Source organism: Pseudomonas sp. GW821-FHT01A09 (assembly GCF_058986725.1).
The window spans coordinates 21,072-47,942 of sequence record NZ_JBYSWB010000021.1 but is presented as its reverse complement, the minus strand read 5'-3'; the positions used below and the strand labels follow the sequence as shown (position 1 = coordinate 47,942).

Below are 26,871 nucleotides of genomic sequence, written 5' to 3'. Positions count from 1 at the left end.
GGGCGCGCATTTTAGCCTGTCTGCATAGAGGGTATTAGCATTTATTTCATAGCGTTCCCTTCATTTTCGGCATAAGGCGACGAGGGGTCATAAATAAAAGGAACGTATAAAAACGCCGACCGGTCACTACTAGACACCGTGAGGGCACTGCATGTTTGCAGGCCTTTAAAGCAGAGCCCTTTTAACGGGCCATATTTTTGAGGAGTCTAGGTCAGATGACGAAAGCCAAAGCACCGGCAACCCAATCCACCGGGGCCAGCCAACTTGCCGGTACCGATACGCTGGACCGCAGCAACACCAACGACAAGCTCGAAAGCCTCGAACAGTTTCGCTCGGACGCCACCGAGCAGGCCTTGCGCACCAACCAGGGCGTCAAGGTCAGCGACAACCAGAACACTTTGAAAGCCGGGGCCCGCGGGCCATCGTTGCTCGAAGATTTCATCATGCGGGAAAAAATCACCCATTTTGACCACGAGCGCATTCCCGAGCGCATCGTCCATGCTCGCGGCACCGCGGCCCATGGTTATTTTCAGGCATACGAGTCCCATGCAGCGCTGACCAAGGCGGGCTTCCTGACGGACCCTTCGAAGATCACCCCGGTATTCGTGCGTTTCTCTACCGTGCAAGGCCCGCGCGGCTCCGGCGACACGGTTCGCGACGTGCGCGGTTTTGCCGTCAAGTTCTATACCGATGAGGGCAATTTCGACCTGGTCGGCAACAATATGCCCGTGTTCTTCATCCAGGATGCGATCAAGTTCCCGGACTTCGTGCACGCGGTCAAACCCGAACCCCACAACGAGATCCCCACCGGCGGCTCGGCCCACGACACTTTCTGGGACTTCGTCTCGCTGGTGCCTGAATCCGCGCACATGGTGCTGTGGACCATGTCCGACCGTGCCATCCCCAAGAGCCTGCGCACCATCGAAGGCTTCGGCATCCACACCTTTCGATTGATCAACGCCGAAGGCAAGGCGTCTTTCGTCAAATTTCACTGGAAGCCCAAGCAAGGCGTTTGCTCGCTGGTGTGGGACGAGGCGCAGAAGCTGGCGGGCAAGGACACTGACTTCCACCGCCGAGATCTGTGGGAATCGATCGAGATGGGTGATTATCCAGAGTGGGAATTCGGTGTGCAGATCGTCGCCGAAGAAGACGAGCATAAATTCGACTTCGACCTGCTCGATCCGACCAAGATCATCCCCGAAGAGCTGGTGCCAGTGACGCCGCTGGGCAAGATGGTGCTCAACCGCAACCCGGACAACTACTTCGCCGAGACCGAGCAGGTAGCGTTCTGCCCGGGGCATATCGTGCCGGGGATCGATTTCTCCAACGATCCGCTGCTGCAGGGTCGGCTGTTTTCCTACACCGACACGCAGATCAGCCGACTGGGCGGGCCGAACTTCCACGAGCTGCCAATCAACCGGCCGCTGGCGCCCAACCACAACGGTCAGCGCGATGCCATGCACCGCACCACGATCGACAAGGGCCGGGCTTCCTACGAGCCCAACTCGATTGATGGTGGCTGGCCGAAAGAAACCCCTGCCGGTCCTCAGGATGGGGGTTTCGAGACCTATCCGGAGCGCGTCGACGCGCACAAGGTGCGTGAACGCAGTGAATCGTTCGGCGACCACTTCTCTCAGGCTACGTTGTTCTTCAACAGCATGAGCGAGGCGGAGCAAGAGCACATCATCGCGGCGTACAGCTTCGAGTTGGGCAAGGTCGAGCGCGAGCACATCCGTGTGCGTCAGGTGAATGAAATCCTCGCCAACATCGACCTGACACTGGCCGCGCGAGTGGCCGAGAACCTGGGCCTGCCCGCACCGAAAGCGGCTACCGTGCAGACCAAGCCGTCTTCGCTCAAGGCATCGCCTGCGCTGAGCCAGGTGAATCTGCTGTCGGGCGACATCAAGACGCGCAAAGTGGCGATTCTGGTGGCGAATGGCGTCGATTCGGCGGCGATCGATGCGCTGAAGCAAGTGCTGGAGGCGGAAGGTGCCCATGCCAAGGTGCTCGGTCCGACCTCATCGCCGGTAAAGACTGCAGATGGCAAGACTCTGCCCGTGGATGCGTCCATGGAAGGCCTGCCGTCGGTGGCGTTCGACGCAGTATGGGTGCCGGGTGGCGCGGTCTCGGTGAAGGCGCTGAGCACGGATGGGGTGGCGTTGCACTATCTGCTGGAGGCTTACAAGCACCTCAAGGCGATCGGCATCAGCCCGGATGCCAAGGTGCTGATCGATGCGCTGAAGCTGGATGAGGATGCTGGTTTGCTGGTGGGGCAGGATGCCAAGACCTTCAAGGCGTTCGTCCAGGCCATCGCCCAGCATCGGGTGTGGGCGCGGGAGCCGAAAGCCAAGGCTGTGCCGGCCTGACCTGTATGTGGGAGCGGATGCATGTCCGGCTTCTTCGCACGACCCTGTAGCGAGGGGGCTTGCCCCCGATAGGTACATCAGTCACAGGAAATGTCGCTGACCCAATTATCGGGGGCAAGCCCCCTCGCTACAGGTGCTATGCGTCAGGGCTTGGACGGAATCAGCACCACGATCGGCCGCTGCTTGGCTTCCAGGCGGCGGCCGATTTTCCATTGCAGATCAGGCGCCTGCTTGATCACGCGCTTTTTCAGCAAGCTTGCCAGCCACGGATAATCCGCGGCGCGCGGCACTTGCACGATCACGTTGCACTTGTAATTGACGATATCGACGGCCAGATCATCCAGTTGGCTGCGCAGTTCATTGATATCGGCGATGTTCAGCTCTATCGGCGTAAAGGTTGCGGTCGGGTCCAGCAACTTGGCCGGCGGGCGTGCTTCGGCAGCTTTGACCGCCGCTTCCGCCTGGTCCAGCTCGGCCTTGCGCGCATGGGCAATGGCGCCGTTGACGCCGCTGGTCAGCGCCGGGGCGGTCGGCATCAAGGCGCGGGCACGGGCCAGGGCACTGGCAGCGGCGTTCACATCACCTTTCTGCAATACCACCTGACTGCGCTGCAGATAGGCTTCGGCCAACTGGCGCTGGTAGTTCTCCAGGCGCTCATCGGTCGGATTCTGTTTTTGCAGGGCTGCGAGTTGATCTTCGGCGGTCGCCAGTTCATTGCTGGCGATATTTTGCGACAGCTGCTGGTACGCCTCGGGTTCGGGCGGCGGCGCGGTGTCGGTCGGCCTGCTCTGACAAGCAGCCAACGTCAGCGAAAATACAACAAGGAGCAGATAACGGGAGGCGTACGGCTTCATTCCTGCGACTCTCTGTTTGCGCAAAAAACGAGCAAGTCTACACCCAAGAGGGCCCTGGAGAAAACCAGACATGTGCTGGACTCTGTAGCGAGGGGGCTTGCCCCCGAAAGATAGGTCAGCGACATCTCCGGCACTGATACATCTTTCGGGGGCAAGCCCCCTCGCTACAGAGTCAGTTACGGCGTGGTAGGGCGAAGCTGAGCAGAAACAACACCGCGGCCGCAACCACAATGGAAGGGCCCGCTGGGGTGTCCTTGAACCAGGACATCGCCAGCCCACAGCACACCGCCACCACGCCGAGCACGCTGGCGCCCACGGCCATCTGCTCCGGCGAACGGGCATGACGCTGGGCCGCAGCGGCGGGGATGATCAGCAGCGAAGTAATCAGCAGCACACCAACGATTTTCATCGCCACCGCGATGACGATAGCGATCAACAGCATCAAGGCCATCCGCAGGGTCGCTACCGGCAAGCCTTCGACCTTGGCCAGCTCTTCGTGCACGGTCACGGCCAACAGCGGCCGCCAGAGTACCGCCAGCAATACCAGCACAGCCGCGCTGCCGCCGAGGATCCAGGCCAGATCGGTCGGGCTGATGGCCAGCAGGTCGCCGAACAGATAGCCCATCAAATCGATGCGCACATCGTGCATGAAGCTCAGCACCACCAACCCGAGGGACAGCGTGCTGGGCGCCAGAATACCGAGCAGTGTGTCCGAGGCCAGGGGCTGGCGTTGCTGCAAGGTCACCAGCAGGATCGCCAGCAGCAGGCAGCCCACGGTCACCGCTAATGTCGGACTGACGTCGAGTACGAACCCAAGCGCCACGCCCAGCAAGGCCGCGTGGGACAGCGTGTCACCGAAATAGGCCATGCGTCGCCAGACCACGAACGAACCCAGCGGTCCGGCGACAATCGCCAGCGCCAGGCCGGCCAGCAAGGCATACAACAGAAAATCAGCCATGCTTGCAGCCGTCTCCATGAACGTGGACATGCGCCTGGGGCAGCGCTTCGCCGCCCTCACCGACCACGGCGCCGTGCAGGTCGTGGGCGTGGTCGTGATGGTGGTGGTAGATCGCCAGATTGGCGGCATTCTGGCCGAACAGCGCCACGAAGGCCGGATCGCCGCTGACCTGTTCCGGGTGGCCGGAGCAGCAGACGTGGCGGTTGAGGCACACCACCTGATCGGTGGTGCTCATGACCAGATGCAGATCGTGGGACACCATCAATACGCCGCAACCGTGGCGTTCGCGCAGACGGGTGATCAGGCTGTACAGCTCCAGCTGGCCGTTGACGTCGACGCCCTGCACCGGCTCGTCGAGCACCAGCAGCTCAGGCTCGCGCAGCAGTGCCCGGGCCAGCAGCACGCGCTGCATTTCGCCGCCGGAGATGGTCTGTACCGGGCTGTCGATGACCTGCACGGCGCCGACTTCTTCCAGCGCGGCCAGGGCCCTCGTGCGATCGACCCCCGGCACCAGGCGCAGAAAACGCAGCACCGACAGCGGCAAGGTGGCATCCACTTGCAGCTTCTGCGGCATGTAGCCGATGCGCAGGCGTGGCTTGCGCCAGACGTTGCCGCTGTCCGGCTTGAGCAGGCCGAGCACGGCGCGCACCAAGGTGGTCTTGCCGGCGCCGTTGGGGCCGATCAGGGTGACGATCTCGCCGGCATTGACGCTGAGCTGAACCTTGTCCAGCACGGCCTGACCGGCGAAATTGACCGTCACCTGATCGAGGCTGATCAACGCTGAACTCATCAGGCCCCCACGCAGGCGGAACAGATGCCGACCACCTCGACCGTTTGCCCTTCGGCGCGGAAGCCGACATTGCTGGCGCCCAGGCTGATGGCTTCACTGATGCTCGCCTGCTCCAGCTCGATGGCGATGTGGCACTCGCGGCAGATCAAAAACTGCCCCTGGTGTGCGTGCTCGGGGTGATTGCAGCCCATGAAAGCGTTGAGCGAGGCGATGCGGTGCACCAGATTGTTGTCCAGCAGAAAGTCCAGCGCGCGGTACACCGTAGGCGGCGCGGCGCGGCGGCCGTCCTGCTCGCTGAGCACGGCGAGGATGTCATAGGCGCCCAGCGGTTTATGGCTCTGCCACACCAACTCCAGCACGCGCCGGCGCAAGGCGGTCAGGCGTTGCCCATTCCTGGCGCACAGGGCATCGGCTTCCGACAGCGCGGTATGCACGCAGTGGGAGTGATCGTGGGGGCGGCTGGCCAAGGGTGTTTTTGACATGGGGCGGCGACGGCTTTTGAGAGAGACGTTATTATGTTACCTGTTCTCGCCTCCTCGAGTGGTCACTGTGTCCCGATTTTTTGCAGTTTTTGTCGCTTTTTTGATCAGCTGCGGCGTTTTCGCTGGTGCTCAGGCCGCCGATCAGGGCCCGGTGAAGGTCTTGACCAGCATCAAGCCGTTGCAATTGATCGCCGCTGCGGTGGAAGACGGCGTCGGTACGCCGGACGTGCTGCTGCCTCCCGGCGCCTCCCCGCATCATTACGCCCTGCGCCCTTCGGATGTGCGGCGCCTGGGCGATGCCGACCTGTTCTACTGGATCGGTCCGCAGATGGAAAACTTCCTGGAGCGGCCCCTGCAGGGGCGCAGCAAACCGACCGTCGCGGTGGCCGACGTGCCGGGGCTGAAGTTGCGCCATTTTGCCGCGGACAGCGGCTCCCACGAGGACGCCGACGAGCATGATCACGATCATCAACCCGGTTCTCTGGACGAGCACCTGTGGCTGTCGAGCGTCAACGCACGGGTGATCGCCGCCAGCATGGCCATGGATTTGAGCAAGGCCGATCCGGCCAACGCCAGCCGTTACCAGGCCAACGCCAAGGCCTTCGCCACGCGGCTGGACGCCGTGGATGCCAAGCTCAAGGCGCAAGTGGCGCCGATCGCCGGCAAGCCGTTCTTCGTGTTCCACGAGGCTTTCGATTACTTCGAGGACGCTTACGGGCTCAAGCACGCCGGAGTGTTCACCGTGGCCGCGGAAGTGCAGCCGGGTGCCCAGCATGTGGCGGCCATGCGCGCGCGCTTGCAGGAAGTCGGCAAGACCTGCGTGTTCAGCGAACCGCCGATGCGCCCACGCCTGGCCGAGACACTGACGGCAGGGCTGCCGGTCAAGCTGGCCGAGCTGGATGCGCTGGGGGGCTTCAATGAGGCGACGGCGAACGGGTATGAGCAGCTGTTGAGCAAGCTGGGGGACGATCTGGTGGGGTGCCTGAACTCCCTGTGACTTCCCTGTAGCGGGGGGGCTTGCCCCCGATTATGGTGTGTCAGTCTCTATCAAAGGCGCTGGCACGATTTTCGGGGGCAAGCCCCCTCGCTACAGGGCAAACGGCAGGGGAATATTGATCTTCTGCCGCTGCGCCAACCGGATCTCGAAATCCTTCGGGTCATGGATCAGCACATCCATCCCCGCAAACGACTCCGCCGCAATCTGCCGAGACACCCAGAACCGCACGCACGCCACCCGCAGGACCACCGGCCACAGCTGCGCTTCCGCCGCGGTGAACGGTCGCAGCGCCGCATAAGCGCCGAGCATCGCCCGCGCCCGCGGCGCGTCGATCTGCCCGTCGGCGGTGGAGCACCAGTCATTAAGGGTGATCGCCAGGTCATACAGCATTGGCCCGGAGCAGGCGTTGTAGAAGTCGATCACACCGGTCAGGTGGGTGCCCTCGAACATCACGTTGTCACGGAACAGATCGCCATGCAGGTTGGCCCGCGGCAGATCGAGGATCGCCTGCCTGTGGGTGCGGATCTCCTCCAGTGCCGCGCTCAGCAGCGCCGCCGAGCCGGCTTCGAGGCGTTGCACCATCGCCGCGCCTTCTTCGAGCATCCAGTCCAGGCCGCGATCGGTCTTGCGCTCCAGCACCGCCGGCCGCGTGGCCAGGTGGATATGGCCCAGCAGCTCGCCGACCTGCACGCAATGCTGGTTGTTGGGGCTGGCGATATGCTTGCCGTCGAGGCGCGGCTGCAGCAGCGCCGGCTTGCCCGCCAGCTCGCGCAGGGCCACGCCATCGGTGGTGCGCAGCGCGTAGGGCACCTGGATATCGGCTTGGTGAAGCACGTCGAGCAACTCGATGAAGAACGGCAAGTCCTGTACCGGGCCCCGCTCCACCAGGGTCAGGACGAACTCGCCCTGCTCCATGCTGATGAAGAAGTTGCTGTTTTCCGTTCCAGCGGCGATGCCCTGAAAGTCGCGCAAGCGACCCAGGCCGTAAGGGGCGAGAAATTGTTCCAGCTCGGGCCGCGTCAGCGGAGTAAACACAGACATGTCGAAAGTTGCCCATCTTGGCGTGCCGCAGCGGGCCGCCCGGTTGAAATTGGCGCCAGGCGCCCCTTGGGTAGAAAAGTCGCTGATGCTACCAGCGCGCCGCGCACATGGACATGTCGGCCGGGCAGTTTGCGCTGCCCATGATAACCTTGTGGCTTTGTCGTCAATGATCCGGCCATTCTAGCGCCAGACCCGTCGAAAAGGTTGATTGTGCTCATGAGCAAAGCCCCCCTCGTCCTGGTGGACGGTTCCTCTTACCTGTACCGCGCCTTCCATGCGCTGCCACCCCTCGCCACGTCCAAGGGCATGCCGACCGGTGCGGTCAAGGGCGTGCTGAACATGCTCAAGAGCCTGCGCCGGCAGTACCCGGACAGCCCCTTCGCGGTGGTGTTCGACGCCAAGGGCGGGACCTTTCGCGACACACTGTACGCCGAGTACAAGGCCAACCGCCCGAGCATGCCCGACGATCTGCGTGTGCAGGTCGAGCCGTTGCACGCCTCGGTGCGCGCCCTGGGCTATCCGCTGCTGTGCGTCGACAACGTCGAGGCCGATGACGTGATCGGCACCCTGGCCCGCAGCAGCGCCGCCAGCGATCGCCCGGTGATCATCTCCACCGGCGACAAGGACATGGCCCAGCTGGTGGACGGCCATATCACGCTGGTCAACACCATGACCGGCAGCGTCCTCGACATCCCTGGCGTCAAGGAGAAGTTCGGCGTCGGTCCCGAGCACATCATCGACTTCCTGGCGCTGATGGGTGACAAGGTCGACAACATTCCGGGCGTCCCGGGCGTCGGTGAAAAGACCGCCCAGGGCTTGCTGGTCGGCATCGGCGGCGGCCTCAAGGAGCTTTACGAGAACCTCGACAAGGTCGCCGCCCTGCCGATTCGCGGCGCCAAGAGCCTGCCCGCCAAGCTCGAAGAGCACCGCGAGATGGCCTTCCTCTCCTACGAGCTGGCGACCATCAAGATCGATGTGCCGCTGGACATCGAAGTCGACGCGCTGATGTGCACCGAGCCGGACCGCGAGGCCCTGCTGGCGTTGTACAGCGAGCTGGAATTCCGCAGCTGGGTCGACGAGATCCAGCGTGACGCCAAGCGCGTAGGCACCGAGATCGCCACGCCGAGCGAGCCGCAGGTGGAGGTCGAAAGCCGCTACGAAACCATTCTCGACCAGGCCCGCTTCGACGTCTGGCTGGAAAAGCTCAAAGGCGCCAAGCTGTTCGCCTTCGATACCGAAACCACCGGCCTCGATGCCCAGAGGGCGCAGCTGGTGGGCCTGTCGTTCGCCGTCGAGCCCCACGAGGCCTGCTACATCCCCCTGACCCATTCGTACATGGGCGTGCCCGAGCAGCTGGACCGCGACACCGTGCTGCGTGCGCTCAAGCCGCTGCTCGAAGATCCGGCCAAACTCAAGGTCGGCCAGCACGCCAAGTACGACATGAACATCCTCGCCAACTGCGCCATCGGCGGTGACATCAGCCAAGGCATCATGGTCCGCGGTGTGGCCTACGACGCCATGCTCGAATCCTACGTGCTGGACTCCACCGCGACCCGCCACGACATGGACAGCCTGGCCTACAAGTACCTCAATCACACCAACATCGCCTTCCAGGACATCGCCGGCAAGGGCGCCAAGCAGCTGACGTTCGACCAGATCGCGCTGGAACAGGCGGGCCCCTACGCTGCCGAAGACGCCGACATCACCTTGCGCCTGCACCTGCTCCTGCAGGAAAAGCTCGCCGCCACCCCGAGCCTCAAGCCGGTGCTCGAAGACATCGAGATGCCGCTGGTGCCGGTGCTGGCCAAGATCGAACGCCAGGGCGCATTGGTGGATGCCAAGCTGCTGGGTGTGCAGAGCGTCGAACTGGGCGACAAGCTGGTGGCGCTGGAGCGCGAGGCGTTCGACATCGCCGGTGAGGAGTTCAACCTCGGCTCGCCCAAGCAGCTCGGCGTGATTCTGTACGAGAAGCTCGGCATGCCGATCCTCAACAAGACCGCCAAGGGCCAGGCTTCCACCGCCGAAGCCGTGCTGGCGGAACTGGCCGAGCTGGATTTCCCGCTGCCCAAGGTGCTGATGCAGTACCGCTCGCTGAGCAAGCTGAAAAGCACCTACACCGACCGCCTGCCCGAGCAGATCAACCCGCGCACTGGGCGCATCCACACCTCGTACCACCAGGCGGTGGCGGCCACCGGGCGTTTGTCGTCCAGCGATCCGAACCTGCAGAACATCCCCATTCGCACCGCCGAAGGGCGACGCATTCGCCAGGCGTTCGTGGCCCCACCGGGGTACAAACTGCTGGCGGCGGACTACTCGCAGATCGAGCTGCGCATCATGGCCCACCTGGCCCGTGACGAAAGCCTGCTGCATGCCTTCCAGAACGACCTCGACGTACACCGGGCCACGGCGGCGGAAGTGTTCGGCGTCGAGCTGGCGGACGTCACCACCGATCAGCGGCGCAGCGCCAAGGCGATCAACTTCGGTCTGATCTACGGCATGAGCGCCTTTGGCCTGGCCAAGCAGATCGGTGTCGATCGCAAGCAGTCGCAGGCTTATATCGATCGTTATTTCACTCAGTACCCGGGCGTGCTGGCCTACATGGAGCGCACCCGCGCCCAGGCCGCCGAGCAAGGCTTCGTCGAAACCCTGTTCGGCCGGCGCCTGTATCTGCCAGACATCAACGCCAAGAACCCGGCCCTGCGCAAAGGCGCCGAGCGTACCGCAATCAACGCGCCGATGCAGGGCACCGCGGCGGACATCATCAAGCGCGCCATGGTCAAGGTCGACCAATGGCTCGACACCTCGGGCCTGGACGCCAGGGTGATCCTGCAGGTGCACGATGAATTGGTCCTGGAGGTGCGCGAGGATCTGGTCGAGCAAATCAGCGCGCAGATCCGCCCGCACATGAGTGACGCGGCGCAATTGGACGTGCCGCTGCTGGTGGAAGTGGGCGTCGGTCTGAACTGGGACGAGGCGCACTGACAGCCGCAGATGAAGCGGGTGTCATGCTCGGTTCTGATTATGAAACAAGGACTTGATCGCGGCTGTTTGCCGATCGGTCAGGAACTAATCGGCCGAACGGCCACTCAGAGAACGTGAATGGCAGTGATGCCGTTCATGCTCCTATGTTGTGTTAAGTGTTGGCAGATATCCGGACCCCTTTCCCTGGGAGGTCTGGTACTTGAACCCCTGACTTCCCCCTCCCCATACGAAGTCCAGGGGTTTTTTTTGCCTGAAAAAACGTCGCCATATCTGAAACGTATCCAGACCCCCTGTTGTATATATTTCATATTTGCAGATGACCGCTGTAGGCTTTTTCCGGCTGGGCCCTCTAATAAAAAGCACAATCGGAGATCCACCATGCCTGCCACCAAGACCCTTCTGCACCTGGCTGTCGCCTTTGCCCTGAGCGGCAGCTACACCGCATACGCCGCCAATACCGCCGACCTGCCCTGCGCCACCACCGAGCAGTGCGCCGCCCAGGCGGCGAAGATCGGCGCCACCGTCGATAAATCCAAGGGCAAGGGAGACAAGAGCGAAAGCCAGTTCGCCTGGCTGAACCGCATCAACAAGGCCTCTTTGGTGATGCTCACCGAACAGGGCATCGTCACCCCGCAGATGGCGCAAAAACTCGCCGGCGGTGTGCGTTTCGCCATCGAGCAAGGCGATCAGCCGGACGGCAAGCGCCCCACCGATGTGCTGCAACTGGAGCAGATCATGACCGACAAGATCGGTCCCGAGGCGTCGCTGATCCACTCCGGCCGCAGCCGTCAGGACATGCTCGCCACTTACCGGCTGGCCAAGCTGCGCGCCGACGTGCTGGCCGTGGACGAAGCGCTGAATGCCACGCGCCAGCGCATCCTCGAGCTGGCCGACAAGAACGTCGACACCCTGGTGCCGGCCTACACCAATGGCGTGCAGGCCATGCCGATCACCTATGCCCATTACCTGCTGGCGTTCGAAGCCTCCTTCGATCGCGATGGCCAGCGCATCCGTGAGCTGTACCAGCGTCTGAATCTCAGCCCCATGGGCACCGCAGTGCTGGCCAACTCCGCCTACCCGTTGAACCGCGAGCGCCTGGCCGAGCTGCTCGGCTTCGATGGCGTGCGGGAAAATTCACTGGATTCCAGCCAAGTCTCGACCTATGACATCCCGATCGAAGCGGCCAACATCGCGGCGTCTTCGGCGATCCGCATCGGCGCGATGATCGGCGACATCCACACCCAATATCATCAGATCCGCCCCTGGTTGCTGCTGGATGAAGAAAAGACCTACACCAGCAGCGCCATGCCGCAAAAGCGCAACCCTGGGCTGCTGATGCGTGCCCGCGAGACGTCCTCGGATGTGGTCGGCCTGGCGCAGACCGTGACCCTGCGCGCCCACAATGTCACCACCGGCATGACCGACTACAAGTTCGCCTTTGATTCCCTGGGCGTGTTCGATTCGACCAAGGACATGTTCGGTGCCATGGACGCCGTGCTCGACGCCTTGCAGGTCAATCCCCAGCGCGCCCGCGAAGAGCTGGAAAACGAATGGACCACCTCCATGGAGCTGGCCGACACCCTGGAGCGCACCCAGAAAGTCCCATTTCGTATCGGCCACAGCTTCGCTTCGCTGATCGTTGAAGAAGCCCGCGACAATGGCTTCACGCCCAAGACCTTCCCTTACGATCACGCCCAGGCGCTTTACACCCAGGCTGCCGACAAATTCCATTGGACGCCCAATACCCTGCCGCTCGACGAGGCGACCTTCCGTGCTTCGCTGTCGCCGCAGAACATGGTCAAGACCCGCAAGGGCACCGGTGGCCCGCAGCCAGAGGAGGTCAAGCGCATGCTCGCCGAAGCCCACAAGACCCTTGACGACGATCGCCAATGGCTCAAGCAGCGCCGCGAAAAACTGACCCAGGCCGAGAGCAATCTCGACAGCGCCTTTGGCAAGCTGCTGGCGCCCAAGGGCTGATCCGCGCATGGAGCTTCGACTTCCTGATGGTGGCGCAAGAGCGCCACTTCACTCGCGCCGCCGCTCGCTCGGACATGCAGCAATTGGCAGGTCAAGGTGACCTAGTCGTCACCCTTCGACGACTTTGTCCGGCAGTTCCATCCAGTTGGCCAGTACCGCGTAGGCCTCTTCGAGGCCCAGGCGCTTGGGCGCCGAGAACAACTGGATGCTCACCGCGTCGCCCCAGCCCTTGCGGATTTCGCTCTGCACCTTGAGCAAGGTGTTCTTGGCCGCGCCGAAGGTGAGTTTGTCGGCCTTGGTCAGCAGAATGTGCATGGGCATGTGGCTGGCGACCGCCCAATCGAGCATGAGGATGTCGAAGTCGGTCATGGGATGGCGAATATCCATCATCAGGATCAGGCCCTTGAGGCTTTCGCGGCTGCCTAGATAGGCTTCCAGGTGGCGCTGCCAGTGCAGTTTGAGCGGGATCGGCACCTTGGCGTAACCGTAACCGGGCAGGTCGACCAGGCGGCGTTGCTCGTCGAGCTGGAAGAAGTTGAGCAGTTGCGTGCGCCCCGGGGTTTTCGAGGTGCGGGCCAGGCTGGCGTGGGTCAGGGTGTTGAGCGCGCTGGATTTACCCGCATTGGAGCGGCCGGCGAACGCGACTTCAAAGCCCTCGTCATCCGGGCACTGATCGACCTTGGCGGCGCTGAGGGAAAAAGTAGCCTGCTGGCACAGACCGAGGATGGGGTTCTTGACGTGCATGTGATATCCGATGAGGGCGCGGTGGGTGGCCCGATTGGGCGCGATGTTCCGCTACTGGTGCGCCAGTATACAATGCCGCCGATTGTCTGCGGTCGTCGCGCGCTCTGCGGTGTTTATCCCGCCAGCAAATGACCGCTGACATTGTTGAAGACCTGCCAGGCTGTGTGAGAGGAACGGATGATCAGATGGATGCTGTGCCTGCTGTTGGGCCTGGGGTGGTGCGCGATCGCCCAGGCCGCGGGCGATGCTGTCGCCGGTCAGGCCAGGGTCGCCGTGTGCGGTGCCTGTCACGGCCCGGACGGCAACAGCCTGGTGCCGATCTTCCCCAAGTTGGCCGGGCAAGGTGAGCGTTATCTGTTGAAGGAGCTCGAGGACATTCAGGCCGGTCGCCGCGCAGTGCCGGAGATGACCGGGCAGTTGACCAACCTGACGCCGCAGGATCTGGCCGACATCGCCGCGTTCTATGCAGGCAAGACGGCGGGTGTCGGCGTGGCCGATCCCGCTCTGGCCGCTCAGGGCGAGGCGCTCTATCACGGCGGACGGCTGGACACCGGCCTGCCCGCTTGCAGCGCCTGCCACGGCCCTAATGGCGCGGGGCTGGCGGCGGCGGGCTTCCCGCAATTGAGTGGGCAGCAGGCGGCCTACACCCTCAAACAGTTGACCAACTTCCGCAGCGGCGCGCGCAGCAACGATGGCGATGCGGCGATCATGCGCACGGTCGCGGGCAGGCTTTCGGACAGCGATATCGCCGCGCTGGCCGCCTATCTCCAGGGGCTGCGTTAACGCTGCGGTAATGCAGCGGTTGCAGCATGGCCGGGTCATTGCAGTTACAGCGCTGTCGCTTGCGGTCGTTAACTATTGGTAACGATTAATCGAGATGAAATCCCTGTCATGGACAAGAAACCTCAGCGCCGAGTGGCCTTTTTGCCGACAACTGCCGTTACACTACCGAACTGAATCTTGCCGTGGCCGGTCTTAGCGCTGGTCGTATATGGCGATCCATCTTGCACAGGAGTAACGCATGCGTAATCTGATTCTCAGCGCCGCCCTCATGGTTGTCAGCCTGTTCGGCCTGACTGCCCAGGCGGCCGACAACGTTCCGCTCGAAGCAGGCAAGACCTACGTTCAACTGGACAGCCAGGTGCCCGTCCAGGTACCGGGCAAGATCGAAGTGGTCGAGATGTTCTGGTATGGCTGCCCGCACTGCTACGCATTCGAGCCGGTGATCAATCCCTGGATTGAAAAACTGCCTGCCGATGTCCACTTCATCCGTATTCCAGCCATGTTCGGCGGCCCATGGGATGCCCACGGCCAGCTGTTCATCACCCTCGACACCATGGGCGTCGAGAAAAAGGTCCACGCTGCCGTATTCAACGCCATCCAGAAGGAAGGCAAGCGCCTGACCGACAAGGACGCCATGGCTGACTTCGTCGCTACCCAGGGCGTCGACAAGCAGAAATTCCTCGAGACCTTCGACTCCTTCGCGGTCCAGGGCAAGATTGCTCAGTACAAGCAGTTGGCGCAGAAATATAATATCTCCGGCGTTCCAACCATGATCGTCAACGGCAAGTACCGTTTCGACGTGGGCAGCGCCGGTGGCGAAGAGCAAGCGCTGAACGTGGCCGATCAACTGATCGCCAAGGAACGCGCTTCCATGAAAGTCGCTCAGTGACAACTGCGCTACAGTAATCAGTACATAGCAACGACGCCGGGCTCCCAGCCCGGTGGTGGCGCTGGAAGTTCGAGCGTCTTGCCGCTCCTGCGTTCTGCAGGAGTGGCGACCCCTCTGCCAGCAGGTAACGGTTTTTCTGGCAGACCCGCATGAGCGAAGAATCCGAACGCTGGAAAGAAAAATACCTCAAGAGCCTGGAGCGCCAGGAGAAGCTCGAGCGTCGTTGGGAAGCTCGTCTCGACTTGCTGCGCCGAGGTCTGGTGCGCAGTACCCTGGCTGCCGAAGGCAGTGACAAGGCGGTCGACCAGTGCATGAAGGAAATGCGCGAGGTAGTGCGCACCGACGAGATGGACGCCGCCCTCGCCGGTCTCATTCCGCGTTTGGAAAAAGCCGTTCTCGATTCCGAGCAGCGCCGCGAGGTGCGTGTCGAACAGATCGGCAGCGCCCTCAATGCACTGGTCACCCAGTTGCAGACATTGCCCCTGAGCCGCGATGTCAGCCGGCCGTTGAAGAAGTTTGCCAAGAGCCTCGACGCGCGTGCCGGTCAGGCGCGGGAGATCCCGTTGCTGCTGGGTGAACTGAGCAAATTGCAGGGTGATGCCTTGTCGCAGCTGGAGATGCCCGACCAGCCGGTTCGGCCTGGCTTGTTGCAGCGGCTGTTCGGCGGTAAGGAGCCAGGGGCGCAAGAGGGGGCGGCGCCCGGCCTGGCGGCTGAGGTGGTTCACCCGCCTGTGGCCGGCGGCTCGGTTGCGGTACCTGTCGAGCAACACGCCGACAGCGCTGAAACGAGTGCTGTCGTGCCTGCGCCGGCTGAAAGCATCGCACCTGCGTCGTCAGCCTATGACGAGCTTGCCGCGCCCCTCGTCGAGGCGCCTGAGGCGCAGGTCGAGTTGCCTGCGGCCTCAATGGTCGAGGCGGAAAAAGCCCTCGACACCGCCACATCGCCCCCCGAGCCTGAAGCCGAAGCCGAAGCCGAAGCCGAAGCCGAAGCCGAAGCCGAAGCCGAAGCCGAAGCCGAAGCCGAAGCCGAAGCCGAGCTAGAAGCCAAGCCAGCGTCCGAACCCGCGCCTGTCCTTCTCCACGAGGCCGCAGCGACCACCGACGCCGATGAATTCGCGCCCTCGTCCCCCGCGGCGCCACCCGACACCTATGAACCGTTGCCGCAAGCGGCCCCCAAGGTCCCGCTGCCGACCTACCTCGACAGCCTGCCACTGCCCCCGGTCATGGCCGAAGCCCTCGCCGCCATCGACCCCCATGCGCCGGCCGAGGACATTCTCTACGCCTTGCCCGACACGCCCGAGCCGCCCTACAGCTCGGTAGCGACCCATATCGAGGACACCCTGCTGGGCCTGCTCAACGACCTGAGCGTGCCCGAACGTCATCAGCCGCAGGCCGACAGCCTCAAAGGCCGTCTCGAACACGGCTTGAACTGGTACGAGCTGCTGCCGATCCTCGACGATCTTGCCGTGCTCATGCTGGCGGTCAATGACAGCGGCCAGCATGAATTCGAAACCTACCTGCAGGAGCTCAACCGCCGCCTCGAAGGCTTCCAGAGCCAGCTGCGCGAAGCCAGCGATGGCCACGCCGACAACCATAACGTTGCGCGCGAGATGGACAGCGAGTTGCGCGAGCAAGTCGACGGCCTGCAAAGCAGCGTCGCCGGCGCCACCGACATCGTCAGCCTCAAGGGCATCCTCGACAGCCGCCTCGAAGGCCTGCTCGGCACGCTCGATGCGCACCAGCAGCAGCGCGACCTGCGCGAACAAGAGGTCGCCAGCCGTCTGCAGGCGCTGGCAGAGCGCGTCAGCACCATGGAAACCGAAGCGCTGGGCTATCGCGAGCATCTGGAAGAACAACGGCAGAAAGCCCTGAACGACCCGCTCACCGGCTTGCCCAACCGCGCGGCCTGGAGCGAGCGACTCGAGCAGGAAGTCGCGCAATGGCAAGCCACGGGCGACCCATTAGTGTTGGCCATGATCGACCTCGACCACTTCAAGGTCATCAACGACAGCTACGGCCATCTGGCCGGCGACAAGGTGTTGAAGATCATCGCCGCACAGTTGCGCAAACGCTTGCGCCCAGGTGATTTCATCGCCCGCTTCGGTGGCGAAGAGTTCGTCGTGTCGATGCCGCGCACCGCTCAGCAGGATGGCGCGGCGGTCCTCGAAGACCTGCGCGCGGCGATCGAAGCCTGCCCGTTCCACTTCAAAGGGCAACGGGTCACCATCACTACGTCCATCGGTTTCAGCGGGTTCAAGCCCCACGAACGTGCCGACGCCGTGCTCAAGCGTGCCGACCAGGCGCTCTACAGGGCCAAAGAGGCGGGGCGTAATACCGTAATGCCGGGGTAGAGTCTCGCTGCCCCAACCCACACAGCTCCAGCACCGCGGACATGTGGGAGCAAGGCTTGCCCGCGGAGAAGCCGACACAGATTGCACATAAACCCAAACTGAACACGCCGGGCAAATCACGAAATTCCAATAACCTTTACGTTATGATATTGCATTGCCGCCTTCAAACACGTGCCTTCACCTTGAAACTACTCCGCTATTTAGCCGCCCCGCTGTTGATGATGCTCGCCGCCTGCAGCAGCACGCCGAAGATCGATCACAGCTTCCCTTCAGCCAACCACGACAGCCGCGTCCAGTTCGTGGTGATGCACTACACCTCGGCCTCCCTGCCCCGCTCCCTGGCCCTTTTGACCCACGGCGAAGTCAGCAGCCACTACCTGATCGGCGACAACCCGCCGACCATCTACCAGTTGGTGGATGAAAACCAGCGGGCCTGGCATGCCGGAGAAAGCGAATGGGCAGGCCGCACCTGGCTCAATTCCAGCTCGCTGGGTATCGAAATCGTCAACCCGGGCTATACCGACGGCCCGAATGGACGCATCTGGTACCCCTACACCGAGGAGCAGATCAATTCGCTGATCTACCTGCTCAATGATATTCGCGCGCGATATAAGATCGACCCGCGCAATTATGTCGGTCATAGTGATATCGCGCCGCTGCGAAAGCTCGATCCGGGGCCGATGTTCCCGTGGAAACGCCTTGCCCAGGAAGGTTTCGGGATCTGGCCGGATGCCAACGAGGTAGCCCGCTACAAGGCCCGATTCGATGTCAATCTGCCGAGCGCGGCCTGGTTCCAGCAGCAACTCGCCCAATTGGGTTACGCGGTTCCGCAAACCGGTGAGTTCGATGTCACGACTGTCCATGTCATTGCTGCGTTCCAGATGCATTATCGTCCGGCGCGCTTCGATGGCAGCGCCGATGCGCAAAGCGCCGCGATTCTGCAGGTGCTCAATAACATGAAGTGATGTGCCGGGAGCAAATCACAGGCTATTTCTCAACCGCTTGCACCCCTTTGGATGAACATCGATGTTATTGGCCACCGCAGCGCTGCGCAGTCATTTGGGCCGCCCCTGGATTCTGGCGTTGCTGACCGCTATTGCCGTTGCATTGTCGCTGTCGGCGGGCAGCTACCTGCTGGTCAAGCATGCGCTGGAACAAAGCGAAAGCGAGCAGATGAACGCTCGCGGCGAGCGCTTCCTCGATCGTCTGGAACAGATATTCGGCCAGTTGCGTGAAGGCGTCGATCAACTGGCGGCGCAGCCGTCGCGCCAGTGCGATGCACCGATGCTGGCGGCGCTCAACCAGGTGGGCTTCGACTACCGCTTCGTGTTCGAGGCCGCGTTCGTCGATGGCAACCAGTCCTGCTCCAGCCGCCCCGGCCGGGCCACCGCCGATCTCGATCGGCCCCCGGATATCCAAGGCCCCACCTACAAGTACTGGCTGAACACCTCGACCGAGCCGAACGACAACCTGGCGGCGTTGATGCTGGGGCGCGGCAATTTTCGCGTGTCCACCTCCCGTGGCCACTTGACCGATGTGGTCGATCTTTCGGACAACGGCAGCTTGCTGGTGTTGCTCGACAAGGGCCAGCGCGCGGTGCCGGTGCTGGGCCCGCCCCAGGTCTGGCCGCCTACGGCAAATTGGCCGCCAAGCTCGGACGACGCACTGACCATCACCAACGATCGCCTGATCTATCGCATGTCGACCAAATCGCCGGACTACCAATTGGTCTTGATCACTCCGCGGATCAACCTGATGGCCCGGCTCAACTCGCCGTTGTGGCTGTTGTTCCCCGCGAGCTTGCTGATCGCCATCTATTCCGGCTGGTCGGTGTTGCTGCTGGTGCGTCAGCGCCGCACCTTGAACGGTGAGCTGCAGGGCGCCCTGCGCCGCGGCGAGATACGCGTGCTTTATCAACCGATCTTCGATCTGAGCAACCGTCGCTGTGTGGGCGCCGAGGCGCTGGTGCGCTGGCGGCGCCCGGATGGCACGCTGACCAGCCCGGACCTGTTCATCCCGTTGGCGGAGAACACCGGGTTGATTCGTGAGATCACCGACTTCGTCCTCCAGCAACTGCTCGAACAGCTCGGCCAGGTTCTACGCGCCAACCCGCACCTGTATATCTCCGTCAATCTGGCGGCCTGCGATGTCATGGAACCGCGCATCGGCGCGGTGGTGGGACGGTTGCTGGACATCTATCGGGTGGCCCCGGGCCAGATCGCTTTCGAGGTTACCGAGCGTGGCCTGATCGATGTGGTGCCCGCGCGGGAAAACCTGCAAAGCCTGCGCGACCTGGGGCATCAGGTATTGATCGACGACTTCGGTACTGGCTACTGCAGCCTGGCCTATCTGCAGACGCTGCCGGTGGATTGCCTGAAAATCGACAAGGCCTTCATCGACGCCCTCGGCCATGACGCCGCCAGCAGTGGCGTGGCGCCGCACATCATTCGCATGGCCCATGCCCTGGACCTCAAGGTGATCGCCGAAGGCATCGAGTCCGAAGCCCAGGCCGTGCTGCTGGGCAGCGAGGGGGTCAACTACGGGCAGGGTTGGCTGTTCGCCCAGGCGCTCAATTCTCGCCAGTTCAGCGAGCTGGTGACCCGCGGGCGGCGCAAGAAAATCGGCCGCCGGGTCGAAGACGAAGCCTGAGCGCCGCCATCAGGCCGGCTGACTCAGACCGGCAGCGTCATATAGAACTGCGTGCCCTGCCCCGGCCGTGAATACACGCCCATCCGCCCGCCGTGCAGCTGCACGATCTCCTTGCACAACGCCAGCCCGAGGCCGGCGCCGCCCTTCTTGCGCCCGACCTGCACGAACGGCTCGAAGATACGCCCTTGCTGGCCGTAGGCGATCCCTTCGCCGTTGTCCTCGACGCTGATGATCACGCGCTCGGCGTGGCGGCGCGCCTGCAGATGGATGCGGCCGTTGTCCGGCGTGTGGCGCAGGGCGTTGTCCATCAGGTTGTCGATCACCCGGTCGAGCTGCGCCTGATCGGCCAGCAGCCGCGGCAAGCCGTCTTGCTCTTCGATGGCCAGGACGATGCCCTTCTCCTGCGCCGGGCCCTGGTAGCGGGCTTCTGCACGCAGCAGCAGATCGCCGATGGTGCAAGGCGCGAGGTTGAGCTTTTGCTGCCCGCTCTGGTAGCGCGAGAAGTTCAGCAGGTCATTGATGAGTTGCATCAAGCGCTGCATTTCTTCGTTGACCGTGCTCAGCAGGTCGTACTCCCGCGAAGCCGGGTCGAAATGCACCCGTTCTTGCAGCAGGCCGAAGGCCATGTGCATACCGGTCACCGGCGTGCGCAACTCGTGGGAGGCACGCAGGACGAACTCGCTGCGCACCCGTTCGAAGGCGCGTTGCTCGGTGACATCATGGAGCACCATCACCGCGCCGAGAATCTGCCCGGTCGGATGGCTGACCGGGGTCAGGCTGTAGGAAAGCAGGCGGGTTTCGCCATCGACCTCAAAGCTCAAATCCTCCAGCGCACGCTCCAGCGAGCCACCGCGCAGAATCAACTGCAAGTGCTCGTCCATCTCCGGACGCTGCAATGCCTGGCCCAGGGTGTTGCCCAATTGGCTGTCGTCCCAGCCCAGCTGCCGCTGCGCCACGGGGTTGAGGTGTTCCAGCAGGCCTTGGCGGTCGATCATCAACAAGCCGTCGTCGATGCTGTCGAGCACCGCCTGCAAGCGTTGCTGACCGGCGCGCAGTTCGTCGACGTTGGTTTCCTGATGACGCCGCAGCGCGGCGGCCATGGTGCCGAAGCGATGGGTGAGCTGAGTCATCTCGGCGGCCGATGAAGTCGGCAGCGTCACCTCGAAATTGCCCTGGCTGATATGGTCGGCGGCAGTCGCCAGCGCTTCGATCGGTCCGCCGAAACGCTTGGCGATGCCGTGGGCGGTAATGAAACCGATGATCAGCACTGCCAGCCCCACCAGTCCCAGCAGCGAAGAAATCAGCACCGCGCGGTCGTGGGAGGCCATCTCGCCCGCGGTGATCAGCCCGAGAGTAGCGCGATGGGTTTCGATCAGGTCATTGCGGACCTTGTTGAACGCATCATTCTGCGTGCCGTCGTCGCTGATGTTGCTCGAATTGTGCACGGCTTGCGCCAGCGCCTCCACATAGGCCTGGTAGTCACTCGCGGCTTGTACGAAGGCGTGCCGCTGCTCGGCGGTGATGGGCGACGCGAGCGCTTCTTCGAGCAGCGCGCGGAAATGCGCCTGCGAGCGGCCGAGAGCGTCCTTGTCCGGCACGTCGTTCTGGGTCATGAACAACTGATCGCCCAGCGACTGGCGCAGTTTGAGGCCCAGGTCCAGGGTGATGAAGTTGGTGTGGATCAGCGATTGCTGCGCTCGGGCCATCTGAATGACGCTCACCAGGCCCAGCAACAGGCCCAGCAAGGCAACAGTGATCAATGCGGAAATGCTCAGGAACAAGCGTGTCCGCAATTTCATCGGTAACTTCATAGGTTGTACTGTTTGCGTTTGCGGTACAGGGTCGAAGCGTCGATACCCAAGGTCTTGGCGGCCTGATCAAGGGTGTCGCTGGTGGACAGCACCGCGCCGATGTGGGCCTTTTCCAGCTCGTCCAGGCTCAAGGCGGCGCCGATGCGCGGCGCATTGTTGGTCGGCTGCTCGGCCATGCCCAGGTGGCTGACCTCGACCTTGTCCTTGGCGCAGATGATGCTCGCGCGCTCGATGACGTTGCGCAGCTCGCGGATATTGCCCGGCCAGCGGTAGTTGAGCAGCGCGGCGCGGGCTTCTTCGCTGAAGGTCCGGGCCGGGCGCGCGTATTCCTTGACGAAGCGTGCCAGGAAGCGTTCCGCCAGGGTGAGGATGTCTTCACTGCGTTCGCGCAATGGCGGCAGGTGCAGGGTGATGACGTTGAGGCGATACAGCAGGTCCTCACGGAAGCGGCCGTCGCGCACCATGTCCTCGAGGTTGAGGTTGGTCGCGGCAAGGATGCGCACGTCGGCGCGGCGGGTCACCGGGTCACCGACGCGTTCGTATTCCTTGTCCTGGATGAAGCGCAGCAGCTTGGGTTGCAGGGTCAGCGGGAAGTCGCCGATCTCGTCGAGGAACAAGGTCCCGCCATCGGCCTGATTGACCCGGCCCAAGGTGCTTTCGCTGGCACCGGTGAACGCGCCGCGGCTGTGGCCGAACAGTTCGCTCTCCATCAGTTCGGCGGTCAGCGACGGGCAGTTGATGGTCACGCAGGATTTCTTCGCGCGCTTGCTCCAGCCGTGAATGGCACGGGCCAGTTCACCTTTACCGGTGCCCGACTCGCCGAGGATGAGGATGTTGGCATCGGTGGTGGCGACCTGCCGAGCGGTCTCGAGCACTACCATCATGGCCGGGCTGTGGGAGTCGAGGCCGTCCTTGGGCTTGCGCACTTCGCCTTCGAGCGCTTCGAGCCGCGCCGACAGCTGCCGCACTTCCAGCTGCTTGGCCGTGGCCAGACGCAACTGGTCGGGGCTGCAAGGCTTGACCAGATAATCGGCGGCGCCGGCCTGGATGGCGTCGACGGCGGTATCCACCGCCGAATGCGCGGTGACGATGACTACCCGCATCCACGGCGCCTGCACGCGCATCTGTGCCAGTACGTCCAGGCCGTTATCGTCGCCCAGACGCAAATCCAGGAAGCACAGGTCGAATACCTGGCGCTGTAGCAAGGCTTCGGCCTGGGCCGAGCTGTTGGCAGTCGCGACGCTATAGCCTTCGTCTTCGAGGCAGTAACGGAAGGTACGCAGAATGGCGGACTCATCATCGACAAGCAGAATTCGGCCTTGATGGTCCGTGCCTGATTCCATTTTCCTACGCCTCTATCAGATTGGTCTTACAGAAATGTCTTACGTTAGTCAGGGAAAAATCGTGCAAGTTGCAGGGTTTATTCTGATTCATTCCGCACCCTGCATGGTAGTTCGCTGAACTCACAATGGCTAACTTTCTGATTTTTCTCCAAATCCGCGTTGTCCAATGCCTGGCATGGGCCTTGCGACGCCTGCGGCAATTCAAAAACATGGAGCAATATTGATGAACACCCTCAAAACGCTTGCTCTGGCCTCAGCCACCGCCTTGGTGCTGCTGGCCCAGAGCGCGCCGAGTCTGGCTGCAGAGGGCAGCCTCGCCACCCAACTGCAAGCAGCCCGGCAGGAAGGGTCGATCTGGACGGCCTTCGCCCTCAACCGGCATCTGAGCCCGTTCAAGCTCGGGGTCGTAGTGCGCGACGGTGTGGCGACCTTGAGCGGCTCGGTGGAAAACGAGGTGGATCGGGAACTGGCCGCGCAGATCGCCGGCGACGTGGAAGGCATCGCCAAGGTCGACAATCAGCTCAAGGTAGACGATCAGCTGGCCGAACAGATGCCCGCTCGCCAGTCGCTGGCACAACGCTTCGATGACGCGACGCTGACGGCCACCATCAAGTCCAAGCTGCTGTGGAACACCAGCACCCGCGATCTGCATGGCAGTGTCGCCACCGAGAACGGCGTGGTCACGCTCAAGGGCAAGGCGCCCACTGCCGACGCTAAATTGCTGGCCGGTAGCCTGGCGAGCAACACCGAGGGCGTGTATCAGGTCAACAACCTGATTAGCCTGGGCGCCGCCGACACCTCGACCACTCGCGCCGAGACCGCTGCCAAGTCCACCGAAGAGGCCCTCAGCGACGCCTGGATCACCAGCAAGGTCAAAGCCAGCCTTTTATATAGCCGCAGCCTCGACGGTCTGACCATCAATGTCGAAACCCGCACCGGCATGGTCAGCCTGAGCGGCGATGTGGGCAGCAGCGAGGAAAAAGACGTGGCGCTGGAATTGGCGCGCAACGTTCGCGGGGTGCGCGGGGTGGACGCCGACCTGCTGAAAGTGGCCGTCAAACCGGCGCTGTGAAGCCCTCGCAGGGGGAGCACTGGCCGGGTCGTGCAAATAGCCCGACCCGCCAGGGGTGCATCGTGCAGGATGAATGCAGTAGGGGCTCATCTTTATTCATAACTGCATGATTTTATTGGGTTTTATCTAGTTACAAAATGTGGCACGGCGCCTGCAATAACCTCGATAACAGAATTTATCGTCGTTGAACGCCACGACCAATCCTTCAGCAGCCATCACTGAAGGTCAGGAGCCACAGGATGATCCGCACACCTTTCGCCACCGTTGCTGTTGCTTCTTCCCAGGTTCAACAGGGGCTGTTCGTGTTGTTTGCGGTGCTGGTCACCTTGCTGAGCTGCATGGCGTATCAACGTTTGACCGAGGCGCCCGAGCCATTGCTGCACATGATGCCGCACGCGGCGAGCACGCATTTCAGCCCGGTGAGCAGCAGCGGCATGCAAATGCCCACTGCCCGCGACTTCGAGCAAGCCGCTGAGGTCAATGCTACGGCGATGCCACAGCAACGCTGGACGTTTTGAGAATCGACAGACGCGGCCCTCGGCGGCGTCCCGGTAAACATCCGAGCCGAACAGGCCGGAAGGCAATGCTTCAAACCTAGAGACGTAAAATAAGGAGATACATCATGCTGAGTTGGGCAGTTACATTCCTCATCATCGCCGTCATCGCTGCGGTCCTGGGCTTCGGTGGCATCGCTGGTACTGCCGCTGGCATTGCCAAAATCCTGTTCATCATCTTCCTGGTGCTGTTCGTGGTGTCCTTCTTCATGGGTCGTCGCGGTCGACCCTGATCGATTGTGCGGAGTTACATGCGACCAAGGGGTCGGGATGCTTTGACCGTCGCGGTTGAAGTGACCTAAGGGTACAGGGAGTACCTTCGACGAGGGCCGGGTCAGGGGACGCAGGTACGCCATGGGCGAACCGCTGTGGCGAAGGGGCTTGCTTGCGATAGCGTGTCAGTTGCGTTGACGTAGCTGACAGGTTGCTATCGGGGGCAAGCCCCCTCGCTACAGGGTCACTTGCGGTATCTTGGTTACAATTTTCATCTTTTGATTAGTTTCAGCATTTTTCCGTCCGGAAAATCGAATACCCCTCCACACTGAATCGCCTTCCTCGCTACAGGCTTCTATTTCCCTGCCCTCGCCCATTCGATATTCCGAACGATGCTTTACCCTCGCTTTTACCCTCCAGACGAATATCCGCGCATTATGCAGTTTCGGCATGCCCTATGCCGTTCCGGCATTAGACGGGTCATCTCTCCATGGGAATAGTGCCCCCTTTTTTTCGTTGGCCAGCCTCGTCTTGCACGGGTTGGCGAACCTTTCCCGCGGCGTCGCAAGGTGCTCCAGGGTCACTGCAACAAGGGGTAATTCTATGAAAAAGGCGAAACTCAGCCTGGCCTGGCAAATTCTCATCGGCCTCGTGCTCGGGATTGCGATTGGCGCAGCGCTCAATCATCTGGGCAAAGCCAGCGCCGGCATGGAAGCCAAGAATTGGTGGGAAGACACCACCTGGTGGATCAGCAATGTGCTGCAACCGGCCGGCGACATCTTCATCCGCCTGATCAAGATGATCGTGGTACCGATCGTGATCGCCTCGCTGATCGTCGGCATCGCCGGCGTGGGCGATGCCAAGAAGCTGGGCCGTATCGGCCTCAAGACCATCATCTACTTCGAGATCGTCACCACCCTGGCGATTCTGGTGGGCGTGGGTCTGGCCAATGCCTTCCATCCGGGGGCGGGCATCGACATGAGCACCCTGTCGACCGTGGATATCTCTCAGTACCAGAAGACCACGGCCGAGGTGCAACATGACCACGCCTTCGTCGCCACCCTGCTCAACCTTATTCCTTCGAACATCTTCGCCTCGATTGCACGCGGCGACATGCTGCCGATCATTTTCTTCTCGGTGATGTTCGGGCTCGGGCTGTCGAGCCTGCAGGCGGACCTGCGCGACCCGCTGGTGAAGATGTTCCAGGGTGTCTCGGAAGCGATGTTCAAGGTCACGCACATGATCATGAACTACGCGCCGATCGGCGTGTTCGCCCTCATCGCCGTGACCGTCGCCAAGTTCGGCTTCAGCTCGTTGCTGCCGCTGGCCAAGCTGGTGATCCTGGTCTACGTGGCTATCGCCTTCTTCGCCTTCGTGGTGCTGGGCCTGGTGGCGCGGATGTTCGGCTTCTCGATCATCAAGCTGATGCGCATCCTCAAGGATGAGCTGATCCTTGCCTACTCCACCGCCAGTTCGGAAACCGTGCTGCCGCGCATCATCGAGAAGATGGAAGCCTACGGTGCGCCGAAAGCCATCAGCAGCTTCGTGGTGCCGACCGGCTATTCATTCAACCTCGATGGCTCGACGCTGTACCAGAGCATCGCGGCGCTGTTCATCGCTCAGCTGTACGGGATCGACCTGTCGATCGGCCAGCAATTGATGCTGATCCTGACCCTGATGGTCACCTCCAAAGGCATCGCCGGTGTGCCAGGCGTGTCTTTCGTGGTGTTGCTGGCGACTCTCGGCAGCGTGGGTATCCCGCTGGAAGGCCTGGCGTTCATCGCCGGCGTCGACCGCATCATGGACATGGCCCGCACCGCACTCAATGTGGTCGGCAACGCTCTGGCGGTGCTGGTGATCGCCAAGTGGGAAGGCATGTACGACGCCGCCAAGGGCGAGCGTTACTGGAACAGCCTGCCGCATCTGCGCAGCAGCGCTGCCAAGGCACCGGCCGGCAAGACCGTGGCCGAATAAGCCAGGCTGATGGCTGACCACGAGCCCCGAATCTTCGGGGC

General features: G+C 62.5%; 20 protein-coding genes and 2 pseudogenes. 13 read left to right on the top strand and 9 right to left on the bottom strand.

The window, feature by feature from the left end; translation table 11 throughout:
* The first annotated feature begins 215 nt into the window (after window positions 1-215).
* The gene (katE, locus tag AC3WJP_RS21175) at window positions 216-2,366 is read left to right on the top strand and encodes a catalase HPII (RefSeq protein ID WP_493723531.1); all 2,151 of its coding nucleotides are present in this window, start codon (window positions 216-218) and stop codon (window positions 2,364-2,366) included.
* A 143-nt stretch (window positions 2,367-2,509) separates the two neighbouring features.
* Here katE and AC3WJP_RS21170 read toward each other — a convergent pair whose 3' ends face one another.
* From AC3WJP_RS21170 to zur, 4 genes are all read right to left on the bottom strand, one after another.
* Complete coding sequence (locus AC3WJP_RS21170) at window positions 2,510-3,220, bottom strand: PA5502 family lipoprotein (RefSeq protein ID WP_493723532.1); 711 nt, start codon at window positions 3,218-3,220, stop codon at window positions 2,510-2,512.
* Between the two features lie 172 nt (window positions 3,221-3,392).
* A complete protein-coding gene (gene znuB, locus AC3WJP_RS21165; protein WP_493723533.1) occupies window positions 3,393-4,178 on the bottom strand; it encodes a zinc ABC transporter permease subunit ZnuB in 786 nt (261 codons plus the stop codon).
* Window positions 4,171-4,968, bottom strand: a complete 798-nt coding sequence (gene znuC / locus AC3WJP_RS21160; protein ID WP_493723534.1) for a zinc ABC transporter ATP-binding protein ZnuC — start codon at window positions 4,966-4,968, stop codon at window positions 4,171-4,173. Before znuC ends, znuB begins: the two co-directional genes overlap by 8 nt.
* Entirely contained in the window at window positions 4,968-5,450 is a 483-nt protein-coding gene (zur, locus tag AC3WJP_RS21155) for a zinc uptake transcriptional repressor Zur (protein ID WP_493723535.1), read from the bottom strand. The genes znuC and zur overlap by 1 nt, the downstream gene beginning before the upstream one ends.
* A gap of 58 nt (window positions 5,451-5,508) precedes the next feature.
* Here zur and AC3WJP_RS21150 point away from each other — a divergent pair, with 58 nt between their 5' ends.
* Entirely contained in the window at window positions 5,509-6,447 is a 939-nt protein-coding gene (locus tag AC3WJP_RS21150) for a zinc ABC transporter substrate-binding protein (RefSeq protein ID WP_493723536.1), read from the top strand.
* Between the two features lie 90 nt (window positions 6,448-6,537).
* Here the strand turns inward: AC3WJP_RS21150 and AC3WJP_RS21145 are convergent, their stop codons facing one another.
* Window positions 6,538-7,488: a homoserine kinase gene (locus AC3WJP_RS21145; RefSeq protein WP_493723537.1), complete on the bottom strand. Its 951-nt coding sequence runs from the start codon at window positions 7,486-7,488 to the stop codon at window positions 6,538-6,540.
* A 216-nt stretch (window positions 7,489-7,704) separates the two neighbouring features.
* Here AC3WJP_RS21145 and polA point away from each other — a divergent pair, with 216 nt between their 5' ends.
* Together polA and AC3WJP_RS21135 are read left to right on the top strand one after the other, a co-directional pair.
* Window positions 7,705-10,470 carry a DNA polymerase I gene (gene polA / locus AC3WJP_RS21140; protein ID WP_493723538.1) on the top strand — a complete coding sequence of 922 codons (2,766 nt, stop codon included), beginning with the start codon at window positions 7,705-7,707 and terminating at the stop codon, window positions 10,468-10,470.
* A gap of 378 nt (window positions 10,471-10,848) precedes the next feature.
* Window positions 10,849-12,447, top strand: a complete 1,599-nt coding sequence (locus AC3WJP_RS21135) for an argininosuccinate lyase (RefSeq protein WP_493723539.1) — start codon at window positions 10,849-10,851, stop codon at window positions 12,445-12,447.
* 108 nt (window positions 12,448-12,555) lie between these two features.
* On the opposite strand, the gene yihA is transcribed toward AC3WJP_RS21135, so the two are convergent.
* Window positions 12,556-13,191: a ribosome biogenesis GTP-binding protein YihA/YsxC gene (gene yihA, locus AC3WJP_RS21130; RefSeq protein ID WP_493723540.1), complete on the bottom strand. Its 636-nt coding sequence runs from the start codon at window positions 13,189-13,191 to the stop codon at window positions 12,556-12,558.
* 177 nt (window positions 13,192-13,368) lie between these two features.
* Here yihA and AC3WJP_RS21125 point away from each other — a divergent pair, with 177 nt between their 5' ends.
* The 5 genes from AC3WJP_RS21125 to AC3WJP_RS21105 all read left to right on the top strand — a co-directional run bounded on the left by AC3WJP_RS21125 (window position 13,369) and on the right by AC3WJP_RS21105 (window position 19,863).
* Complete coding sequence (locus AC3WJP_RS21125) at window positions 13,369-13,974, top strand: c-type cytochrome (protein WP_493723541.1); 606 nt, start codon at window positions 13,369-13,371, stop codon at window positions 13,972-13,974.
* A gap of 238 nt (window positions 13,975-14,212) precedes the next feature.
* Window positions 14,213-14,863, top strand: coding sequence for a thiol:disulfide interchange protein DsbA/DsbL (locus tag AC3WJP_RS21120; protein ID WP_493723542.1), 651 nt, complete (start codon window positions 14,213-14,215; stop codon window positions 14,861-14,863).
* 149 nt (window positions 14,864-15,012) lie between these two features.
* The gene (locus tag AC3WJP_RS21115; protein ID WP_493723543.1) at window positions 15,013-17,214 is read left to right on the top strand and encodes a GGDEF domain-containing protein; all 2,202 of its coding nucleotides are present in this window, start codon (window positions 15,013-15,015) and stop codon (window positions 17,212-17,214) included.
* Window positions 17,215-17,432: 218 nt separating this feature from the next.
* Window positions 17,433-18,179: an N-acetylmuramoyl-L-alanine amidase gene (locus AC3WJP_RS21110; protein WP_493723568.1), complete on the top strand. Its 747-nt coding sequence runs from the start codon at window positions 17,433-17,435 to the stop codon at window positions 18,177-18,179.
* 61 nt (window positions 18,180-18,240) lie between these two features.
* The gene (locus AC3WJP_RS21105) at window positions 18,241-19,863 is read left to right on the top strand and encodes an EAL domain-containing protein (protein WP_493723544.1); all 1,623 of its coding nucleotides are present in this window, start codon (window positions 18,241-18,243) and stop codon (window positions 19,861-19,863) included.
* Window positions 19,864-19,886: 23 nt separating this feature from the next.
* Here AC3WJP_RS21105 and AC3WJP_RS21100 read toward each other — a convergent pair.
* The 3 genes and pseudogenes from AC3WJP_RS21100 to algB form a co-directional block, all read right to left on the bottom strand.
* Window positions 19,887-21,260 (bottom strand): annotated as a pseudogene (locus tag AC3WJP_RS21100) (sensor histidine kinase); the annotation flags it as partial.
* Window positions 21,261-21,263: 3 nt separating this feature from the next.
* Window positions 21,264-21,674 (bottom strand): annotated as a pseudogene (locus AC3WJP_RS21095) (KinB sensor domain-containing domain); the annotation flags it as partial.
* On the bottom strand, window positions 21,671-23,017 hold the full coding sequence (gene algB, locus AC3WJP_RS21090) for a sigma-54-dependent response regulator transcription factor AlgB (protein WP_493723545.1): 1,347 nt from the start codon (window positions 23,015-23,017) through the stop codon (window positions 21,671-21,673). The gene algB and the pseudogene AC3WJP_RS21095, both read right to left, overlap by 4 nt.
* Window positions 23,018-23,240: 223 nt before the next feature.
* Between algB and AC3WJP_RS21085 the strand changes: the two genes are divergently transcribed.
* From AC3WJP_RS21085 to gltP, 4 genes are all read left to right on the top strand, one after another.
* Entirely contained in the window at window positions 23,241-24,089 is an 849-nt protein-coding gene (locus tag AC3WJP_RS21085; RefSeq protein ID WP_493723546.1) for a BON domain-containing protein, read from the top strand.
* A gap of 239 nt (window positions 24,090-24,328) precedes the next feature.
* Entirely contained in the window at window positions 24,329-24,607 is a 279-nt protein-coding gene (locus AC3WJP_RS21080; RefSeq protein WP_493723547.1) for a hypothetical protein, read from the top strand.
* A 104-nt stretch (window positions 24,608-24,711) separates the two neighbouring features.
* The gene (locus AC3WJP_RS21075) at window positions 24,712-24,876 is read left to right on the top strand and encodes a DUF1328 domain-containing protein (protein WP_226503733.1); all 165 of its coding nucleotides are present in this window, start codon (window positions 24,712-24,714) and stop codon (window positions 24,874-24,876) included.
* Window positions 24,877-25,459: 583 nt separating this feature from the next.
* Window positions 25,460-26,830, top strand: a complete 1,371-nt coding sequence (gene gltP, locus AC3WJP_RS21070) for a glutamate/aspartate:proton symporter GltP (protein ID WP_493723548.1) — start codon at window positions 25,460-25,462, stop codon at window positions 26,828-26,830.
* Window positions 26,831-26,871: the final 41 nt, after the last annotated feature.

What these genes read in the sequence shown, in the direction of transcription:
- katE (WP_493723531.1), top strand. Translation starts at nt 216, where the DNA reads ATGACGAAAGCCAAAGCACCGGCAACCCAATCCACCGGGGCCAGCCAA.
- AC3WJP_RS21170 (WP_493723532.1), bottom strand. Translation starts at nt 3,220, where the DNA reads ATGAAGCCGTACGCCTCCCGTTATCTGCTCCTTGTTGTATTTTCGCTG.
- znuB (WP_493723533.1), bottom strand. Translation starts at nt 4,178, where the DNA reads ATGGCTGATTTTCTGTTGTATGCCTTGCTGGCCGGCCTGGCGCTGGCG.
- znuC (WP_493723534.1), bottom strand. Translation starts at nt 4,968, where the DNA reads ATGAGTTCAGCGTTGATCAGCCTCGATCAGGTGACGGTCAATTTCGCC.
- zur (WP_493723535.1), bottom strand. Translation starts at nt 5,450, where the DNA reads ATGTCAAAAACACCCTTGGCCAGCCGCCCCCACGATCACTCCCACTGC.
- AC3WJP_RS21145 (WP_493723537.1), bottom strand. Translation starts at nt 7,488, where the DNA reads ATGTCTGTGTTTACTCCGCTGACGCGGCCCGAGCTGGAACAATTTCTC.
- polA (WP_493723538.1), top strand. Translation starts at nt 7,705, where the DNA reads ATGAGCAAAGCCCCCCTCGTCCTGGTGGACGGTTCCTCTTACCTGTAC.
- AC3WJP_RS21135 (WP_493723539.1), top strand. Translation starts at nt 10,849, where the DNA reads ATGCCTGCCACCAAGACCCTTCTGCACCTGGCTGTCGCCTTTGCCCTG.
- yihA (WP_493723540.1), bottom strand. Translation starts at nt 13,191, where the DNA reads ATGCACGTCAAGAACCCCATCCTCGGTCTGTGCCAGCAGGCTACTTTT.
- AC3WJP_RS21125 (WP_493723541.1), top strand. Translation starts at nt 13,369, where the DNA reads ATGATCAGATGGATGCTGTGCCTGCTGTTGGGCCTGGGGTGGTGCGCG.
- AC3WJP_RS21120 (WP_493723542.1), top strand. Translation starts at nt 14,213, where the DNA reads ATGCGTAATCTGATTCTCAGCGCCGCCCTCATGGTTGTCAGCCTGTTC.
- AC3WJP_RS21115 (WP_493723543.1), top strand. Translation starts at nt 15,013, where the DNA reads ATGAGCGAAGAATCCGAACGCTGGAAAGAAAAATACCTCAAGAGCCTG.
- AC3WJP_RS21110 (WP_493723568.1), top strand. Translation starts at nt 17,433, where the DNA reads ATGATGCTCGCCGCCTGCAGCAGCACGCCGAAGATCGATCACAGCTTC.
- AC3WJP_RS21105 (WP_493723544.1), top strand. Translation starts at nt 18,241, where the DNA reads ATGTTATTGGCCACCGCAGCGCTGCGCAGTCATTTGGGCCGCCCCTGG.
- algB (WP_493723545.1), bottom strand. Translation starts at nt 23,017, where the DNA reads ATGGAATCAGGCACGGACCATCAAGGCCGAATTCTGCTTGTCGATGAT.
- AC3WJP_RS21085 (WP_493723546.1), top strand. Translation starts at nt 23,241, where the DNA reads ATGAACACCCTCAAAACGCTTGCTCTGGCCTCAGCCACCGCCTTGGTG.
- AC3WJP_RS21080 (WP_493723547.1), top strand. Translation starts at nt 24,329, where the DNA reads ATGATCCGCACACCTTTCGCCACCGTTGCTGTTGCTTCTTCCCAGGTT.
- AC3WJP_RS21075 (WP_226503733.1), top strand. Translation starts at nt 24,712, where the DNA reads ATGCTGAGTTGGGCAGTTACATTCCTCATCATCGCCGTCATCGCTGCG.
- gltP (WP_493723548.1), top strand. Translation starts at nt 25,460, where the DNA reads ATGAAAAAGGCGAAACTCAGCCTGGCCTGGCAAATTCTCATCGGCCTC.